17 protein-coding genes and 1 pseudogene are annotated in these 17,366 nt (G+C 68.5%); 10 read left to right on the top strand and 8 right to left on the bottom strand.

What is annotated here, in order from left to right:
• Positions 1–107 precede the first annotated feature (107 nt).
• Entirely contained in the window at positions 108–3,119 is a 3,012-nt protein-coding gene (uvrA, locus tag RYH80_RS10110; protein ID WP_370903745.1) for an excinuclease ABC subunit UvrA, read from the top strand.
• Positions 3,120–3,146: 27 nt separating this feature from the next.
• Here the strand turns inward: uvrA and RYH80_RS10105 are convergent, their stop codons facing one another.
• Together RYH80_RS10105 and RYH80_RS10100 are read right to left on the bottom strand one after the other, a co-directional pair.
• A complete protein-coding gene (locus tag RYH80_RS10105; RefSeq protein WP_370903744.1) occupies positions 3,147–3,701 on the bottom strand; it encodes a PIN domain-containing protein in 555 nt (184 codons plus the stop codon).
• A complete protein-coding gene (locus RYH80_RS10100; RefSeq protein ID WP_370903743.1) occupies positions 3,698–3,994 on the bottom strand; it encodes a UPF0175 family protein in 297 nt (98 codons plus the stop codon). Before RYH80_RS10100 ends, RYH80_RS10105 begins: the two co-directional genes overlap by 4 nt.
• Positions 3,995–4,216: 222 nt before the next feature.
• On the opposite strand from RYH80_RS10100, the gene RYH80_RS10095 reads away from it, so the two are divergent.
• Positions 4,217–5,383, top strand: a complete 1,167-nt coding sequence (locus RYH80_RS10095; protein ID WP_370903742.1) for a WD40/YVTN/BNR-like repeat-containing protein — start codon at positions 4,217–4,219, stop codon at positions 5,381–5,383.
• 28 nt (positions 5,384–5,411) lie between these two features.
• Here RYH80_RS10095 and RYH80_RS10090 read toward each other — a convergent pair whose 3' ends face one another.
• Positions 5,412–5,756, bottom strand: coding sequence for a hypothetical protein (locus RYH80_RS10090; RefSeq protein WP_370903741.1), 345 nt, complete (start codon positions 5,754–5,756; stop codon positions 5,412–5,414).
• Positions 5,757–5,849: 93 nt separating this feature from the next.
• On the opposite strand from RYH80_RS10090, the gene RYH80_RS10085 reads away from it, so the two are divergent.
• Positions 5,850–6,035, top strand: coding sequence for a hypothetical protein (locus RYH80_RS10085; RefSeq protein ID WP_370903740.1), 186 nt, complete (start codon positions 5,850–5,852; stop codon positions 6,033–6,035).
• Here the strand turns inward: RYH80_RS10085 and RYH80_RS10080 are convergent.
• Positions 6,032–7,186, bottom strand: coding sequence for an RNA-guided endonuclease InsQ/TnpB family protein (locus RYH80_RS10080; RefSeq protein WP_370903739.1), 1,155 nt, complete (start codon positions 7,184–7,186; stop codon positions 6,032–6,034). The two genes, RYH80_RS10085 and RYH80_RS10080, sit on opposite strands and share 4 nt — an antisense overlap.
• 2 nt (positions 7,187–7,188) lie before the next feature.
• Positions 7,189–7,578: an IS200/IS605 family transposase gene (gene tnpA / locus RYH80_RS10075; protein WP_370903738.1), complete on the bottom strand. Its 390-nt coding sequence runs from the start codon at positions 7,576–7,578 to the stop codon at positions 7,189–7,191.
• A 146-nt stretch (positions 7,579–7,724) separates the two neighbouring features.
• On the opposite strand from tnpA, the gene RYH80_RS10070 reads away from it, so the two are divergent.
• From RYH80_RS10070 to RYH80_RS10050, 5 genes and pseudogenes are all read left to right on the top strand, one after another.
• The gene (locus RYH80_RS10070; RefSeq protein ID WP_370903737.1) at positions 7,725–7,868 is read left to right on the top strand and encodes a hypothetical protein; all 144 of its coding nucleotides are present in this window, start codon (positions 7,725–7,727) and stop codon (positions 7,866–7,868) included.
• A gap of 117 nt (positions 7,869–7,985) precedes the next feature.
• Positions 7,986–9,068 carry a geranylgeranyl reductase family protein gene (locus tag RYH80_RS10065; protein WP_370903736.1) on the top strand — a complete coding sequence of 361 codons (1,083 nt, stop codon included), beginning with the start codon at positions 7,986–7,988 and terminating at the stop codon, positions 9,066–9,068.
• A gap of 188 nt (positions 9,069–9,256) precedes the next feature.
• Positions 9,257–9,853: a DUF7474 family protein gene (locus RYH80_RS10060; RefSeq protein WP_370903735.1), complete on the top strand. Its 597-nt coding sequence runs from the start codon at positions 9,257–9,259 to the stop codon at positions 9,851–9,853.
• 476 nt (positions 9,854–10,329) lie between these two features.
• Positions 10,330–10,701: pseudogene (gene hisI, locus RYH80_RS10055) on the top strand (phosphoribosyl-AMP cyclohydrolase); the annotation flags it as partial.
• A gap of 161 nt (positions 10,702–10,862) precedes the next feature.
• Positions 10,863–12,017, top strand: a complete 1,155-nt coding sequence (locus RYH80_RS10050) for a DUF7118 family protein (protein ID WP_370903733.1) — start codon at positions 10,863–10,865, stop codon at positions 12,015–12,017.
• Between the two features lie 108 nt (positions 12,018–12,125).
• Here RYH80_RS10050 and RYH80_RS10045 read toward each other — a convergent pair whose 3' ends face one another.
• Positions 12,126–13,472: an isochorismate synthase gene (locus RYH80_RS10045; RefSeq protein ID WP_370903732.1), complete on the bottom strand. Its 1,347-nt coding sequence runs from the start codon at positions 13,470–13,472 to the stop codon at positions 12,126–12,128.
• Positions 13,473–13,621: 149 nt separating this feature from the next.
• Between RYH80_RS10045 and RYH80_RS10040 the strand changes: the two genes are divergently transcribed.
• Complete coding sequence (locus RYH80_RS10040) at positions 13,622–14,326, top strand: pentapeptide repeat-containing protein (protein ID WP_370903731.1); 705 nt, start codon at positions 13,622–13,624, stop codon at positions 14,324–14,326.
• Between the two features lie 121 nt (positions 14,327–14,447).
• Here the strand turns inward: RYH80_RS10040 and RYH80_RS10035 are convergent, their stop codons facing one another.
• Positions 14,448–15,404, bottom strand: coding sequence for an HhH-GPD family protein (locus RYH80_RS10035; protein ID WP_370903730.1), 957 nt, complete (start codon positions 15,402–15,404; stop codon positions 14,448–14,450).
• 223 nt (positions 15,405–15,627) lie between these two features.
• Here RYH80_RS10035 and RYH80_RS10030 point away from each other — a divergent pair, with 223 nt between their 5' ends.
• Complete coding sequence (locus RYH80_RS10030; protein WP_370903729.1) at positions 15,628–16,347, top strand: phosphoribosyltransferase family protein; 720 nt, start codon at positions 15,628–15,630, stop codon at positions 16,345–16,347.
• A 51-nt stretch (positions 16,348–16,398) separates the two neighbouring features.
• Here the strand turns inward: RYH80_RS10030 and RYH80_RS10025 are convergent, their stop codons facing one another.
• Positions 16,399–17,238 (bottom strand): class I SAM-dependent methyltransferase, encoded by an 840-nt coding sequence (locus RYH80_RS10025; protein ID WP_370903728.1) that lies wholly within the window; start codon positions 17,236–17,238, stop codon positions 16,399–16,401.
• Positions 17,239–17,366: the final 128 nt, after the last annotated feature.

Genomic DNA, 17,366 nt, shown 5'->3' with positions numbered 1-17,366 from the left:
GCCGACGCGACCGATCACCCGAGATACCCCAATTCAAGTGGACGCGGGCCGTGGGCGTCAGTAATGGATCGAACCGGGAGTCGCGCGTTCGTCCGGGGTGGTCGCCGATGAGCAAGGACTTCGTCGAGGTGCGTGGTGCGGAGGAGCACAATCTCAAAGACGTCGACGTGGAGATCCCACGCGAGCAGTTCACCGTCGTCACCGGGCTGTCGGGGTCGGGGAAGTCGTCGCTGGCGTTCGAGACGATCTACGCCGAGGGACAACGCCGCTACATCGAGTCGCTGTCGGCGTACGCCCGCAACTTCCTCGGGCAGATGGACAAACCGCAAGTCGAGAGCGTCGAGGGCCTCTCGCCGGCGATCTCCATCGACCAGAAGAACGCCGCCAACAACCCGCGGTCGACGGTCGGCACCGTCACGGAACTCCACGACTACCTGCGACTGCTGTACGCCCGCGTCGGTACGCCACACTGTCCGGAGTGTGGCCGCGAGGTGGGTGAACAGAGCGCCCAGCAGATGGTCCGCCGCCTGCTGGAGGTGCCCGAGGGGACCCGCGCCGAGATCGCCGCGCCGGTGGTGCGCGACCAGAAGGGGGCCTTCGAAGATCTGTTCGAGGAGTTGGCCGGCGAGGGGTACACCCGCGTCGAGGTGGACGGCGAGCGGTACGACCTCTCGCTGGAGACGCCGGAGTTGGACGAGAACTACGACCACACGGTGGACGTGATCGTCGACCGCGTGAAACTCCGCGCCGAGGACCGCTCGCGGATCACCGACTCCGTCGAGACCGCCCTCGACGAGGCCGACGGGACGATGAAGGTGATCCTGCCGGACCCGCCGGAGGCGGTGACCAGCGGCGAGATCGACGTGGGGACACAGTCGCGGTCGACCGGCGACCTCGCGGACGACGCCGAGACGGACGCGGCGACGACGGACCGCGTGCTCGTGGAGTTCTCCGAGGACCTGGCGTGTACCCACTGTGGGATCGACTTCTCGCCGATCGAGACGCGGTCGTTCTCGTTCAACTCCCCGTACGGCGCGTGTCCGGAGTGTGAGGGGATCGGCTCGACGAAGGAGGTCGACCCGGACCTCGTCGTGCAAGACACCTCGAAGCCGCTGAAGAACGTCTTCGAGCCGTGGAGCTACAACCGCTCGTACTACCGCACGCGGATCGACAACGTCGCCGAACACTTCGGCGTGAGCGTCGAGACGCCCTTCGAGGAGTTGGACGAGTCGATCCGCGAGCAGTTCCTCTGGGGCACCGACCGACAGGTGGAGTTCACCCGCCAGACGAAGGACGGCGTCCGCCGGAAGACGAAGCGGTTCGAGGGTGTGATCCCGAACTTGGAGCGGCGACACGTCGAGACGGACTCCGACAACACCCGCGAGCACATCGAGGAGTTCATGGCCGTCACCACCTGCCCGGAGTGTGAGGGGACGCGACTCAAGCCGCAGTCGCGGTCGGTGCTCGTCGACGACACCGCGATCACCGACGTGAATCGCCTGTCGATCGGCGACGCCCTGGAGCACTTCGAGGGGATGGAGTCGTCGTTGACCGACCGGGAGCGGACCATCGCCGAGGAGATCCTCAAGGAGATCCGCGCCCGGCTCGGCTTCATGGAGGAGGTCGGGCTGGAGTACCTCACGCTCGACCGCGAGGCGGCGACGCTGTCGGGCGGCGAGAGCCAGCGCATCCGGCTGGCGACGCAGGTCGGCTCCGGGTTGGTGGGGGTGTTGTACGTGCTCGACGAGCCGTCCATCGGGCTCCACCAGCGGGACAACGACCGGCTGTTGAACACGCTGGAGGGGTTGCGCGACCTGGGCAACACCCTCCTCGTGGTCGAACACGACGAGGAGACGATGCGACGGGCGGACAACATCGTCGACATGGGTCCCGGGCCGGGGAAGGACGGCGGCGAGGTCGTCGTGCAGGGCGACTTCGAAGACGTGATCGACTGCGAGGCGTCGATCACCGGCGACTACCTCGCGGGGCGCGAGGAGATCGCCGTCCCCGACGAGCGCCGCGAGGCCGACGGGGAGTTGGTGATCCGCGGCGCCCGCCAACACAACCTCTCGGATCTCGACGTGTCGATCCCGGTGGGGCAGTTCACCACGATCACGGGGGTGTCCGGCTCCGGGAAGTCGACGCTGATGCACGACGTGTTGTACAAGGGGCTCGCCCGCGAGATGAACGACAACACGGAGGTCGACCCCGGCGACCACGACGGGATCGACGGCACCGACGAGATCGAGAACGTCCGACTGATCGACCAGTCGCCCATCGGGCGGACGCCGCGGTCGAACCCGGCGACGTACACCAACGTCTTCGACCACATCCGCGAGCTGTTCGCGGAGACGGAGCTGTCGAAGCAGCGCGGCTACGAGAAGGGGCGCTTCTCGTTCAACGTGAAGGGCGGTCGCTGCGAGGAGTGTGGTGGTCAGGGGACGGTCAAGATCGAGATGAACTTCCTCTCGGACGTGTACGTCCCCTGCGAGGAGTGTGACGGCGCCCGGTACAACGACGAGACGCTGGACGTGACCTACAAAGGCGAGACGATCTCGGACGTACTCGACATGTCCGTCTCCGAAGCGGCGTCGTTCTTCGAGAGTCACTCGGGCCTCTCGCGACGGCTCGAACTACTGGAAGACGTCGGGCTCGGGTACATGCGCCTGGGCCAGCCGTCGACGACGCTCTCGGGCGGGGAGGCACAACGCGTCAAACTCGCCGAGGAGTTGGGCAAGCGCGACTCCGGGGACACGCTGTACCTACTGGACGAGCCGACGACGGGACTCCACAAGGCCGACGAGCGGAAGCTGATCGACGTGCTCCACCGGCTGACGGACAAGGGCAACACCGTCGTCGTGATCGAGCACGAACTCGACCTGGTGAAGAACGCGGACAACGTGATCGACCTCGGCCCGGAGGGTGGCGAGCACGGCGGTCAGATCGTCGCCACCGGCACGCCCGAGGAGGTCGCCCGCGACGACGACTCTCACACCGGGCGGTACCTGCGGGACCTGCTGCCTGACGTGGACCGCGAGGGGCCGCGTGCGGACCGGCGGCTCCCGGCGAAGGAAGACGACGGCGAAGAGGCGGAGGCGCCGCCCGCGACGGACGACTGAAGCCGGTAGAAAACTGTCGAGAGACTCTCAGTCTGGTTCTGCTTCTTCGATCTGCCGCTCCACACGTCGAACAAGAGTCGCACTCAGACGTGCATCTACTTCGTCCATCGCGTACAGTCGTTCCCGCGCGGCCTCGGCCTCCAGTGCTCCGCACTCGACTGCACGGATCAGAACGCCGAACGATCCGGTCACCGAGACGGAAAGTGCCTTGCACGTCTCTCGTAACGGCATATCGTCACTGACGACGACGGTCTTCACTTCGTTCTGAAGTGCACAGGCGAGCAGTTCGATATCGGCTTCTGGTTCGTCGAAGTCTACATCGTCGACTCCATCGCCGTAGAGGTGGACTGCCGCAGTCGAGAGCGTCGATTTGGGAGGTCGCTCGCACGTTTCCGCCCAGCCAGTCTCGTCGAGGACACTGTCGAGTCGCGTAGCTGCAGGCTCATCCGAAACCTCTCTGACCACCGAATTCGGGAAACATGCGCGACCGTCGATGTGTTCCAGCAGAGAGAGTTCACGTACCTGGGTGAGTCTGATAACGACACTCGCATCGACGAGTAGCTGCCGTCCGTCTCCCGTCATCGAAGTGCGTCGACATCCGACTCGATGTCGGACTCGTCGTAATTCAACATCACGCCCCGCTCGTTCGCCTCTCGCATCATTTCGGCGATACTCAATCCCGCAATGTCTGCAGCGCCTCGCATCCCAACACTTCCCTCACGGTATCGCTGGAGAGCGACTCTGATCAGTTCCTCACGTGCTCCACGTCTGATGGCTGTTCTGACCGCCTCACTCCGGCTCTCGTCTCGCTCGGTGGCCAACCGGTCCAGCATATCTATGTCGTCGTCGTCCATCCGGGTAGTGATGTTCTTCATTGCATTGCGATGTAACACAATGCACTACAAAAAGACTGTGGCGGGCGTCCAACGGGAGTAGGACACTATCGGCCAATCAGCCAGTCGACGTATTCGAAAATACACCCTAGTGTTCAGTAGTTGCACCGGAAGAGAGTGAAGAGGTAGCGGTTCTATTCGGTGGTTGGAGGTCACCGAGTTCCCCCCACCGACGCTTTCACGCTCGGCGTGGTACAGACTCACGTGACGACGATCCACGCGGCGACACGCGGCGGCTACCGACGGGTCGTACTCGACGAGACGGGAACGGCGGCGTCGGCCGAGACGAGCGCAGTGGCCGACGCGACGGCGACGGACGACGCGACCCCCGCTGCGACGAGCCCCGAGACCGTCGAGAGCGCACTCGACGGCCACGCACTGGAGTGCGTTGCGGTCCACCCGGACCGCCCAGAGCGGGTGTTCGTCGGGACGTTCGAGTCCGGTCTGTGGTGGTCGACGGACGGCGGGCACTCGTTCGAGCGTGTCGGGACGGACGGTGGCCGGAGGGCCGGGAGTGACCGCCGACCGGGCGGCGACCACGACCGGATCGAACCGGACGCCGTGACCGCCGTCGCCGTCGCACCCGAGGCACCCGACGAGGTGTGGGTCGGGACGGAACCCTCGCGCGTCTACCGCTCGACGGACGGCGGGACGACGTGGACGGAACGCGACGGGCTGACAGATCTCGACTCCGCGAGCGAGTGGTCGTTCCCACCCCGCCCGCACACCCACCACGTGCGGTGGCTCGAACCGGCACCGCGGCGAGTGGGCGGAGAGACGGACGGCGCGAGCGGCGCCGACCGCTGGTACGTCGCCGTCGAGGCGGGGGCACTGGTCCGGACGCACGACGGCGGCGCGACGTGGCTGGATCGCGTCCCCGACGGGCCACTCGACACGCACACGGTCGCGACACACCCCGACGCGCCGGACCGGGCGTGGGTGGCGGCCGGCGACGGGGTCGCCGTGACGACGGACGGCGGCGCGACGTGGGACTACCCAGAGACGGGACTCGATCGGACGTACTGCTGGAGCGTCGCCGTCGACGCCGCCGACCCCGAGCGCGTGCTCCTCTCGGCGGCCCGCTCCGCTCGCGAGGCACACACCGCCGACCGCGCCGAGACGTACGTCTACCGCCGCGAGGGTGACGGCCCGTGGGAGCGACTGGACGACGCCGGGCTCCCCGTCGGACCAGGTGTCACGCGGCCGGTGGTGGCCCGCGGGACCGTCGGCGGGGAGTTCTACGCGCTGTCGAACCGGGGCCTGTGGCGCACGGCCGACGGCGGCGACAGTTGGCGGGGGGTGTCGGTGGAGTGGCCCGCGGGTATTCACGAGCAGACCGCGCGTGGGTTGGTCGTCGTGGACGAACGGTGATCCGAACGGGCGGACGACGCCGCCGCGGTCACTCGGTCGCGGCGCCGAGTGCGCTGTTGAGTTCGAGCAACTCGCGGACGACGGCACTCTCCGCGAGTCGGTACCGTGTCGGGGTCGTCCCGGGCACCGGTTCCAGAACCTCGGTCTCGACGAGCAGGTCCACGTGTGCGCCGACCGTCTGGCGAGTCACGCCCGCGTGATCGGCGAGTTCCGTCTTGTTCACCTCGCGTCCGGGTGGGAGATCGAGGAGTGCGTCGATCACCAACGGGACGCTCTCGTGCCGTGCGAGGTGGAGGAACCCACTCGGATTCTCGAGTCGCTGCCGCTTCGTGGTCGCACGGTCGGTACCGTCCGACGACACTGGACTGCTCACACAGGCCAATAGCCGAGCCCGTCAATAAGCCTTCCCACACGTGTAAACACGAGTTGACGCTAGACTGAACTGAATAGTCACTATCGACTAAGCGTGAACAATCCGACCGTCGAGTGTGCTCTCCTCGCGGCGTTGGTCGCCAAGCACGGATGGGGAACCCCGATCGGACGGGAACAGTTGCTGTCCGTCGCCGCCGTCGAGTCGCACGAACTCGACCGGGCAGACGAGGTGTTCGACGAGCTCGGAGAGAAGCCGTACCTGACATCCTCTCACGGCTAAAGCCGTGGGGTTCCCTCACTGGGGGTTGAATCCACGAGTAGCGGGAGGTTCGCAGGTTCGTCGTCACGCTGGACGATGACCTGCGTTTCGGGCTGTGTCAGTACAGCCCCCGCCTCGGACAGCGGTTTCGAGAACTTGCCCAAGGCTCGTTTGCCAATATTCAGCGCACCATTCTTGTCGGCGTTGTCGTCAAGGCCACATTCGGGACACTCAAACCGTCCTTGCGTCTCACGGACGCCCTCGCAAGCACAGCGGTTGCACGTCTGCGACGTGTCGTACTCTTCGACCAACTGCACGTCGATACCCGCGTCGTGGGCCTTGTACTCGATGTAGTTCAGCAGGCGGGCGAACGGCATCTTGTGGGTCTTGTCGTTGACGTACCGTCCTTTGTCGTTGTCATTGCGAATCCCGCCGAGGTCGCCCACGACGATGACCGCGTTCCGCTTCTCGGCGTCTGCCACGATTTGGCGAGCAATCTTGTGGAGGCGGTCGTCCACCTTCCGCGCTTCCGCGTCACCGATACGCTTGAGCACTTGCTGTCCCTGTCGGGGTTTCGCCTTCCCGATGGACTTCCGCAGTTGCTTGTAGTGTTCGCGGATGCGACGGACTTCCTCACCGTAGAAGGTGGTTTTGCGGTCGGAGAGGAACGCGCAGGTAGCGACCCAGCGTGCACCCATGTCGATAGCCAGCACGTCGTCGTACTCGTCTTGGACGGTCACAGACCGTTTCACGACGAGGTGGACGTACCACTCACCGTCACGGCGCACCAGTTCGCTGTCCCGAATATCGCCCTCACGGACGAGTTGTTCGTCCTTTCGCGGGACGTGGGCGGGACACCAGATAGAGTTGCCCCGTCCGCGCTCGGGGTCGTAGACGGGGACTTTGACCCACCACGACGAGAGAACGGTCTCCTCGTCGTGAGCTACGTCGAACACGTCGTTGCGGAGAACGACAGGCTGTTGGGTGTCGGGGTTCGGGTCTTTCTGTCGCTGGACTTTCGACGCCTGCTGGTCGGTCGCAGAGTAGAGGTTGGCATGTCCACCGTGAACCTCGGTCTGGAATGCCTCGTACTCACGGGCGAGCAGGTCAGCCTTCCTGTTAGTCAGCGAGTGGAGTTTGACCCGCACCGTGGTCGAGACGGTCCGTTGCATGACTACTCACCTGCTTGGGCGTCGATGTACTCCTCGATGACTTCGCTAGATACGTCGCCCGCACTTGAGACGAAGTACGAGCGCGTCCACAGCGACGGGAGGCCGAAGTCGAACTCGTCTCGAAGTCGGCGCGAGGAGTAGCCCTTGACCTGCTGCATTATCTTGTTCGGGGCGAGCATCGGGTCGCCCGTGATGAACAGGTGTACGTGGTCGGGGCGAATCGCCAACTCCAAGATTTCGAGGTCCAGTTCGTCGGCTTTCCCCTCGATGAGTCCTTCGAGACGGTCACGTACCTCACCCTCAAGCACCGATTTGCGGTATTTCGGGCACCAGATGAAGTGATACTGGAGTTTGTGGACGCTGGTACGTTCCCTGTCGAACCCACGAGACACCGTCAATATATGGAAAATAGTCACGTAAAGATGTTACGCAAACATCCAACCCCAGCCGGGGCTACGAGCGTGGAAAGATTCCCAGTTGTCGGCTTCATCCCACCCGTAAACGGGTGGGCTTTCGCCTCGCTGCCGCTGTAAGACCGGTGACACCCGATCGGGTCGAACTCGACACGGACTCGTTCGGACGACTCGCCGATGTCCTGTACCACGAGTGTGAGTGGAGCGCCTTCCAGGTCAAGAGTCGACTGAAACACTACGAGGGGTGGGAGCGTCACGAGTGGGCGTGACGGCGACCCGACACGACCAGAGAGCCCCCGTCGATTCGACCGAACTGCCTCGTCCCGGTCGCGACGACGAACCGGATTCCACGAGACATATGTCGCCCGACGCACAACCGGTGTCACATGTACGACTTCCTCGTCGTCGGTGTCGGCCCAGCCGGCGCGCGGTTCGCTCGTCGGGCGGCCGAGGCGGGGTACGACGTGCTCGCCTTGGAGAAGGGTGAGGTCGGGGAGCCGCTGGCCTGTTCGGGTCACGTGTCGACGGACCTGTGGGAGTACGTCCCCGCGGAGGCGCGCGAGCGACTGTTCCAGAACCGGATCTACGGCGCGGACTTCCACGTCGGCGGCCCCGGCAGCGACGCCCACCGCTTCTACGAGCGCGAGGAGGTGTCGAACGTGATCGACCGCGTCGAACTCGACCGCACGCTGGCCGACGCGGCGCGCGCGGCCGGCGCCGACGTCCGCGAGGGCCACACCGTCACCGACGTGACGGAACACACGGACCGCGTCTCCGTGGCGGCGAGCACCGCCGACGGGACGGAGTCGTTCGCCGCCCGGATGGTGGCCGGCGCCGACGGCCCGGTCTCGCGCGTCCGCCAGCAGGTCGGGCTGCCGGAGCCGGACGAGCGGCTCCACGGCGTGTTGGCGTTCACCGACGAGGTCGACCACGCGGACCACGTCGACGTCCACCTCACCGCGCCGCGGTTCTTCGCGTGGCGCATCCCGCGCGGCGAGGCGGGCGTCGAGTACGGACTCGCCGCTCCGCCCAGCGAGGACGTGTCGGCGATGTTCGACCGGCTCACGGCGGCGTACGACGTGGACACCGATCGCTTCTGTTCGGGGGCGATCCCGATCGGACCGCCGGCGGAGACGACGAGCGAGCGGGTGTTCCTGCTCGGCGACGCGGCGGGGCAGACGAAGCCGTTCACCGGCGGCGGTATCCTCTACGGGATGCGAGCCGCGGACGTGGCCGCCGACGTGCTCGACCCGACGGACCGCTCGACGCTGGACGCCTACGAGACCGCCTGGCGCGAGGAGTTGGCGACGGAGATCCGACTCGGCCACTGGCTGCGGCGCGCGTACTCGCTGCCGGAGCCGGTCCAGCGAGCCGGCCTGTGGCTGTTGTCCGGCGAGATCGGCGTCCACATGGACGAGCCCTCCTCGTTCTTCTCGCGAGAGAACCTCGCGAAGCTCGTCGGGCGCTGACGGCGTCCGGGGGTCGCTCGCCCGCGATCACGCGGCGTCGGCGATCCGTCGCAGTCCGTCGACGACCCGTCGTTGGGGGGTCGCGGGGCGTCCGAGTGGACGGCGACTCCGTCACGGCTCGTCCGAAGGGGGCGACACACACGCCGGAACCACACAGCCTAAGCCGTCGCCACACGGAGAGACGGGTCGTGCCGCGGTTCGCCTACCCCTGTCCCGGCTGTCGGACGACCAACAGTCTCCACGACGTCGACTGCGAGTTCGAGGGGACGGACTGGCACGAGATCGAACGCGCCTACACGGATCTGCTGTCCGTCCTGACGGGTGATCCCGTGTCGGAGTCGACGCTGCGCCACGCGATCCCGGACGGCCCCGAGGCGTGGTCGGGGCTCCACCGGGCCGCACTCGACGTGCTCGAACGCGAGGGGCGCGTCCAGGAGACCAACGGCGGGTTGGAGCTGTTGTCGGCGGAGGCGTACCGCGAGCAGGTGTCGGAGCCGACGGTCGAACCGGTGGCGACGGTGTACCGCGAGGGGTCGTACCCCGGTGCTCACGACAACGCCGTGTTCGCGATGATCGCCTTCTACGAGATGGTCGGCCTCTCCTGGTCGGAGACCCGCGACAACGTGATCGACTGGCTCCACGAGACCGGCACCTGGGAGCGGGGCGGGTTCGAGGAGTCCTCCCCCGCCGAGTTGGTGAACAAGAAGCGCCACGTCTACGAGGCCGGCTACGGCTGGAAGGAGAAGGCCAAGGCCGCCAAGCGCGTGATCGAAGCCCACCAGTAGCCGAACTGGGAGTCGGTCCGCCGTCCGCGAGTGTGACACGTCCGGCAGCGGCGACTTCTGTACGCCCGACGGCGACATCCTCGACACGTCCGACGGCGGTCGGCGCGCGCCGCGGTCGCCTCGTGCGACCGCGAGCGCGCGAGGGACGAGCGAACGGAGCGAGTGAGCCCTCGTCAGAGCTCGCTCTGACCGAGGGCGAGCGAGCAGCGTGAGCGAGTCGGCTGGGGAGGTGTGTGGGCGGTGCGGTGTCGGGTGGGACCGAGAGGGGCGACGGGCTCCAGGACGCAGGACGAAGCGAGCACCGCGAGGCGCGCAGCGAGTCCCGCGACCGGAGCCCGTCGGGGCTCTCGACACGAAGCGACGGGTGCGAGCCCGCTCGTACCGCCACACGACGAGACCACTGGCCACTACACCGAGCACCACACACGACGAGACGACGCACAAGACCTATCCGCCGCTCCAGACTCTGCGAGAGTGTGAACGACGCGGAGACACAGACGACCGCGGTCGACTTCGATGCGGACGGACTCGTCCCGGTGGTCGCACAGGCGGCCGACTCGCGCGAGGTGTTGATGATGGCGTACGCCACCCGCGAGGCACTGGCTCGCACGCTCGACACCGGCCGGGCCCACTACTACTCCCGGTCGCGCGAGGAGCTGTGGGAGAAGGGCGCGACCAGCGGCCACACCCAGTCCGTCGCGGAGGTCCGCGTGGACTGTGACGCCGACACCGTGTTGTACCTCGTCGACCAGACCGGCGGCGCCTGCCACACCGGCCACGAGTCGTGTTTCCACCGCCGCGTGACCGACACGACCGCGGCGAGTGACACGGGTGACGCGGGCGACGCGGGTGACACGAGCGAGGGCGACGTGGACGCGACAGGTGGCGACGACGACACGGACGCGAGCGCCGAGACGGGGACGGAGGCGGAGACGGACGCCGACGAGCCGTTCACCGTCGCCGTCGAGACGGTCGGGGAACGCGTGTTCGACCCGGACGAGGTGTACTGATGGCGAGCGGCGGGACGACACGGACCGGCGACGACCCGGTCGCGACGGAGGTCGACCGCCTCCGAGCGGCCCGCGAGGCGTACCGCGACGCCGCCGACGCCGTCGCCGAGGTGGGCGAGGCGGCGCTCTCGGAGACCGCCGACGCGCTCCGGCGCGCCGAGGGACTGCTCGACCGCTACGTCGACGACGCGACGGGGACGGGTGACTTCCAGGCGTTCGTCACCTTCCAGGGGGAGTTCGCCGAACTCGTCGAGGAACTGCCGGACGACGCACCCGCACGGGACGCCTTCGAGGCGGCCAACGAGATCGTCGACCAGCGACGACTCTCCGAGTCGGACTTCGAGCGTGCCCGCGAGGCGCTGACGCCGGCGCGCGACCTCGTCGGCCGGCTGGAGCACCGCGAGACGGCCGCCGACGACCTCGACGACGCCCGCCGCGCGGCGAGCGACCGACTCGACGAGTTGGACGCCGAGATCGAGGAGTTGGAACGACTCCGGCGCCTCGGCGAGGCGGACCTCGACGCGCCGACCGACCGCCTCCGCGAGCCGATCGAGACGTACGACGAGGCCGTCCGCGAGGCGTTCGAGACGTTCCGGCGCGAGGCACCCGCCCGCGAGGTGGTGGGCGTCGTCGCCGACACGCGACACTTCCCGTTGGTCCCGTTCGAGCCGCCGCCGACGGACTTGCGAGAGTACCTCGAGACCGCGCCGGCCGGCGAGGAGACGCTCGGGACGCTGGTGCAGTACGACGACTACTCCGCCTCGAAGCTGGACCACTACGTCGAGGACCCTGGCCTGTTCCGGACGCGCGTGAGCACCAGTCGTAGCTACCTCGACCGACTCTCGCCGGAGCCGCTCGTGGTCGGGTGGCCGCCGCCGGTCGCCGGCGAACTCCGGGCGCGAGCGGGGGAGTTGGTCTCCGTGACGGCGAAGTTCGCGCCAGAGGACGTGGTCGCTCGCGCACGCGAGGTGCGTCGGCTCGCCGTCCGCGACGACTACGAGCGCCTCCGGGCGGCGGCCCACGCCGAGTCGGAGTTGACGGCGGCGGAACGCGAGCGACTCGCCGCCGGCGGCGTGGCCGACGATCTGGCGCGGCTCCGCGAGGCACGCGAGCGGTTGGCGGAGACGCTGGCCGACCGGATCGAGACGGTCTGAGACGACTCGTCGCGGTCTACTCGTCGCGGTCTACTCGTCGAGGGACGACTCGTCGGCGCACAACTATTCGCCGGCGGGCTACTCGTCGGTGAGCTACCCGTCGGTTGGCTACTCGTCCGCGGTCAACTCGTCGAGGATGGGCCGCACCTTCGGTTGGAGTTCCTCCCACTCGGCGGCCGGGTCGCTGTCGCCGACGATGCCGTTGCCGGCGAACAGCGTCGCCGAGGAGCCGTCGGCCAGTCCCGAGCGGATGCCGACCGCGAACTCCCCGTCGCCGTCGGCGTCGAACCAGCCGACTGGCGAGGCGTACCAACCGCGGTCGAACGACTCCGTCTCGCCGATCGTCCGCAGTGCACGGTCGAGCGGCAACCCGCCGACCGCCGGCGTCGGGTGGAGTGCCTCGACGAGCGTGAGCACGTGTTCGTCTGCCGCCAGTGTCGCCGTGATCGGCGTCTGGAGGTGTTGGATGTTCGTCAGCTTCCGGACCCCCTGCTCGCCGACGGTCACGCCGCCGTACGTCGACAACTGCTCGCGGATCGTCTCCGCGACGAGCCCCTGCTCGTGTTGGATCTTCTCGCTGTCCAACAGCGACCGGGCGTGCTCGGCGTCCGCCTCCGGCGTCTCGCCGCGTGGCATCGACCCCGCGAGCGCCTCCGTCCGCACGTCGCGTCCCTGGAGTTCGACGAGTCGCTCTGGGGGCGGGCCGAAGAACGCCCCGCCATCTGTCGGTTGGACGAGGAAACGGTAACAGTCGGGGTAGGTCCGCCGGAGCCGTTCGAGCACCGCCGGCACCGAGACGGGTTCGTACAACTCCACGGAGAGTGCGGTCGCCAGCACGACCTTCAGCAGCTCCCCGTCGGCGATGCGGTCGACGGCGCGTTCGACCTGGTCGATCCAGTCCTCGCGGTCCGTGAGCCACCGGCGGGCGGCGACCCCCGGTGGGCCGCCGCTGGCCTGCATCATCGGGAGCGCGTCGAGTCGCTCCGCGACCGTGTCGAGGCGGTCGTCCAGTGCCGCCGGATCGGCGTCGGGGCCGTAGTCGGTGACCGTGAGGTACGTCGCGCCGTCGTCGCGGGTGAGTTGGACCGCCGGGAGGACGAACGACGCGGCGGCGAACCCCTCCCACGGCGGGATCGGCTCGTGGTCGGCGTCGAACGAGAGGCCGCCGACGACCCGCGGGCGGGTGACCGCCGGGCCGCGGTGGTCGGCGTCCGCGAACAGTGTCCGTGCGCCCTCGCGGAGCGTGTCGAAGCGGTCCGGACCGGTCGCCGTCAGTCGCGCCGTGGCGCCCGCGCCGACGAGTTCGAGTCCCGCCGGCGAGGCCCAGAGGACCCGTGGCGCGTCGCTGTCGGCGAGGAACGCCGGAAACGACACGTCCGCCACGGCCCGACTCCGACTCACCAGCCGTCCCGTCGACGACGGCCGGCGCGACGACTCTCGGTCCGGCGTGTTCATCGACCGTGGTTGGGGAGGCTCCGTCTTGAGACTGTCCTTCCCGAGAGACGCGGCGATTTCGGGGGGCGGCGTGCCCGGAGCGCCGACGGTACACCCGACGGCGACCCGGACGGGGCAGACTTACCTCGCCGCGGCGCCTCCCCACGACCGTGACGGACGAGACACACGGGAGCCAGCCGCCACTCGAACCGGGGGTCGACCTCTCGGGACGCGACCTGCGCCACCGCGATCTGCGGAACGCCCCGTTGGAGGGTGCGGATCTCTCCGGGGCGGACCTGAGAGGGGTCGACCTCGGCGAGGCGGACCTCCGGGGCGCGGATCTCTCCGGAGCGGACCTGCGGCGGGCGACCTGCGGTGGGTTCTGTTCGGAAGCGGACTTCGCGGGGGCGGACCTCGACGAGGCGACCTTCGACCACGCGGACCTCTCGGACGCGACGCTTGCCGGCGCGACGTGTGCCCGAGCGTCGTTCCGCGAGGCGGACCTCGAACGGGCCGACTGCAGCGATCTCGTCGGCCCCGAGGCGGACTTCTCGCGCGTGTCGGCCCGCGACGCCGTCTTCGCCGAGGCGGAACTCGACGACGCCCGATTCGTCGACGCGACGCTGGTGTACGCCGGCTTCGGGGAGGCAGAGTTGCCCGGTGCGACGTTCGACGGCGCGGACCTGTTGGCGGCGACACTGCTCGGTGCGGACTGTGACCGGGCGTCGTTCGTCGACGCGGACTGCTCGGAGGCGATGGTCCACGAGGCGACGCTGACGCACACGGACTTCGCGGGTGCGACCCTGACCGGCGTGGAGCTGGCGAGTGCGGAACTGCGCGGGGCGAGTCTGCCGCCCGGTGCCGATCCGCGCTAAAGGGGGTGTGTCGGGCGGTCGCGGAGTGGTCGCGGGCAGTCGCAGAGCGGTTGCGGAGTGGTCACGGAGTGGTCGCGGAAGGGCGCGGAGCGGTCTGCTCCGGCGTCACGTTCGTGTCCTCTCACTCTCGCAACGCGACGGTGACCGCGTCGTCTCCCGTGTCGTCGGCCTGTTCGACGCGCACCAACCCGTCGGCGGCGAGGTCGTCGACCAGCCCACGCAGCCACTCGCGGCCGTACTCGCCGTCCGGGGCGTAGTCCACCCGCACTCGCGGGCCGAGCGTGTCCAGCGGCAACGCGTCGTGTTCGCCCAACACTCGCACGACCCGCCCGCGCATCTGTCGGCGACTACCCTCGAACTCGGGCTGTTCGGGCACGTCCGGCGCGGTGAAGTCGCCGGTCTGGTAGGCACCACACCAGCGCCGCCACGGACAGCCCGCGGCGTCACACGACGGCGTCGACTCGCAGGCCACCCCACCCAGTTCCATGATCGCGTTGTTCCACACCCGCGACTCCCCGTCGGGCATCAGTTCCGACGCAGCACGGGCGAAGGCGTCGTCGTCGTCCGGCACGTCGAACGCGCGGTGCAGTACGCGTTTCACGTTCGTGTCCACCACCGCGTCCCCGGCGTCGAACGCGAAGGAGGCGACCGCGTTGGCGGTGTACGGCCCGACACCCATCAACTCCTGGAGTTCGTCGGGCGTCTGCGGGAACTCGCCGTCGTAGTCGTCGACGACCTGTCCGGCCGCCTCGTGGAGGTACTTCGCGCGGTTGTTGTACCCCAGCGAGTGGTCCGACCAGAAGGCGACCACCGCACCGCGATCCGCCGCCGCGAGCGCCTCGACCGTCGGCCACTCCTCGAGGAAGTCCGCGTAGGCGTCGACGACCCGCGAGAGCTGTGTCTGCTGGCTCATCACCTCGCTGACGAGGATGCGGTACGGGTCCGTCGTCTCCCGCCACGGGAACGAGCGGTGGTCCGCCTCGTACCACTCGACCAGCGCCTCCTGGACGGTCGCGAGTTCCGGCGGGTCGGCGAGCCCCGCCTCGCCGTCCCCCAGCCGCGGGAGGTGTGTCGTCATCGAACCCTCGTTGCGCGGCCAGGCCCTTCGACCCGTCGGAGTCGCCACCGGGTGGCTCGTCGCTCGGATCGGAGCACACCCCCGCCAGGTGGCATCGGCGCTGTCCACACCACCCCGACCCACCCGCGAACCCCTCCGCTTCGACTGGAACCCCACGAGTCTGTGTATCACGGGAGCGGTTCGATCCGACGTGTTCATACTTGTGCGACTGTGCATCACGGGTGTGAACAGGGCAGAGAAGGCGGCCCTGCAGTTGCAGGCGGTCGCCGTGTTGCGGACGTTGAAGGAGACGCGGACGTACGACGAACTCGCCGACGTGACGGGGTTGCCGGCGGGCGACCTCAACCGCTACGTCAACGGGCACGTCCTGCCGGGCGAGGAGCGCGCGGAGGCGGTCGTCTCCGGCGTCGGTCGGGAGACGCTGGCGGCGGAGCTCCGCGAGCGGGTGTCGTTCGACGAGGAGGGGTACGTCGACAACTCGCGGGCGGTGTTCGACCAACCGTTCCTCGACCTGGTCGCGCCGGTCGCGGCCGAACACCTCGAGTTCGAGCGCCCGGACGTGGTGTTGACGGCCGCGACGGACGGGATCACGCTCGGTGCCGCGATGGCGTCGCACTTCGACGCACGGGTGGCGTACGCCAAGAAGTCGAAGGAGACCGCCGTCGAGGAGTTCGTCGAGTCCCGCCAGCGGCTCGCCTCCGGGATCGAACTCACCTACTACCTCCCGGCGTCGGCCGTCGACGCCGGCGAGTCAGTGTTGGTCGTCGACGACCTGATCCGCTCGGGCGAGACACAAGAGCTCCTCTTGGACATCGTCCACCAGACCGGCGCCGACGTGGCCGGCGTGTTCGCGCTGATCGCCGTCGGCGACGAGGGTGTCGACCGCGCCCGCCGCCACACCGACGCCCCCGTCGGCTCGCTCACACAGTTCGACGGAGAGTAGGCGGTCGACTCGGGGCCACGAGACTGTCGACCGGAACGTGTGGGTACCGACTCACACCCGCCCGACGGTCACGTCGAACGGTACTACCTCGACCCGGCGGTAGTCGTCCGTCTGCATCTGTGCGACCACCGCACGACCCATCTCGCGCCAGCGACGCCGCAGGTCGTCGTACCCCGCCGGCGACAGCGCCCGTTCCAGTTCCGTCTCGTGGTCCGCCAACCCGGCACCGCTTGCCTTGCGACTTGCGTCCCGCAGGTCCGCCTCCGAGTAGGGCGGTTCGACGCGCTTCTCGTGGTGGTAGCGGCGCGTCGTCACCTCGGAGAGCCCGACCGCGGCGAAGGTGTCGGCGACGCCGGCCGCGGTCACGTCCGTCGCGACTCCGTCGACGAACGCGTCGCGGGCGGTCGCCGACAGTGACGCCTCCGTCTCTACCGTCGAGGACACCGCCACGTCGCCGTTGTCCGGCTCGACGGCGGCCACGCGGTCCGAGGACACCCGCGCGAACTCGCGGATCGCCGCCGCCGGGTCCGGGAGGTTGACGAGCAACGCCTGACACACCACCAAGTCGAAGCTGTCGTCCGGCACCGGGAGCCGCGTGGCGTCCCCCGCCGCGAAGTACACGCGGTCGTCGTGTGACGGGGCAGCCGGATCACCCCGATCACCGGCCACACGCTCGCGGGCGACCGCCAGCAGGTCCGTGTCGGCGTCGACGCCGACGACCGTCGCGTCGGGGGCCTCCTCGGCGAGCACCGCGGTGAGTTCGCCGGTGCCACACCCCACGTCGAGCACCCGCTCGCGCCCCGCGAGGTCGAGGTCGGCCAACGCCGCACGGCTGTCGGCCCACATCCCGCGGCGCGTGCGGTCGAGGTAGTCGGCGGAGAACTGACGCATTCGCGTGGCTCCTCGTGTGGTCTCGACGGGAAAGAGCGACACGGTGCGGGTCGGGTCTGCGGGTCTGCGTCGGCACGGTCCCGTACCGGGTGTCGGCGAGTCTACACCAACGAATCGAGGGTCTCGGT

This window comes from Halobaculum sp. MBLA0147 (genome assembly GCF_041361345.1).
GTDB lineage: Archaea > Halobacteriota > Halobacteria > Halobacteriales > Haloferacaceae > JAHENP01.
Note: the sequence above shows the minus strand (reverse complement) of the source record. Positions and strands in the feature narration are given on the sequence as shown.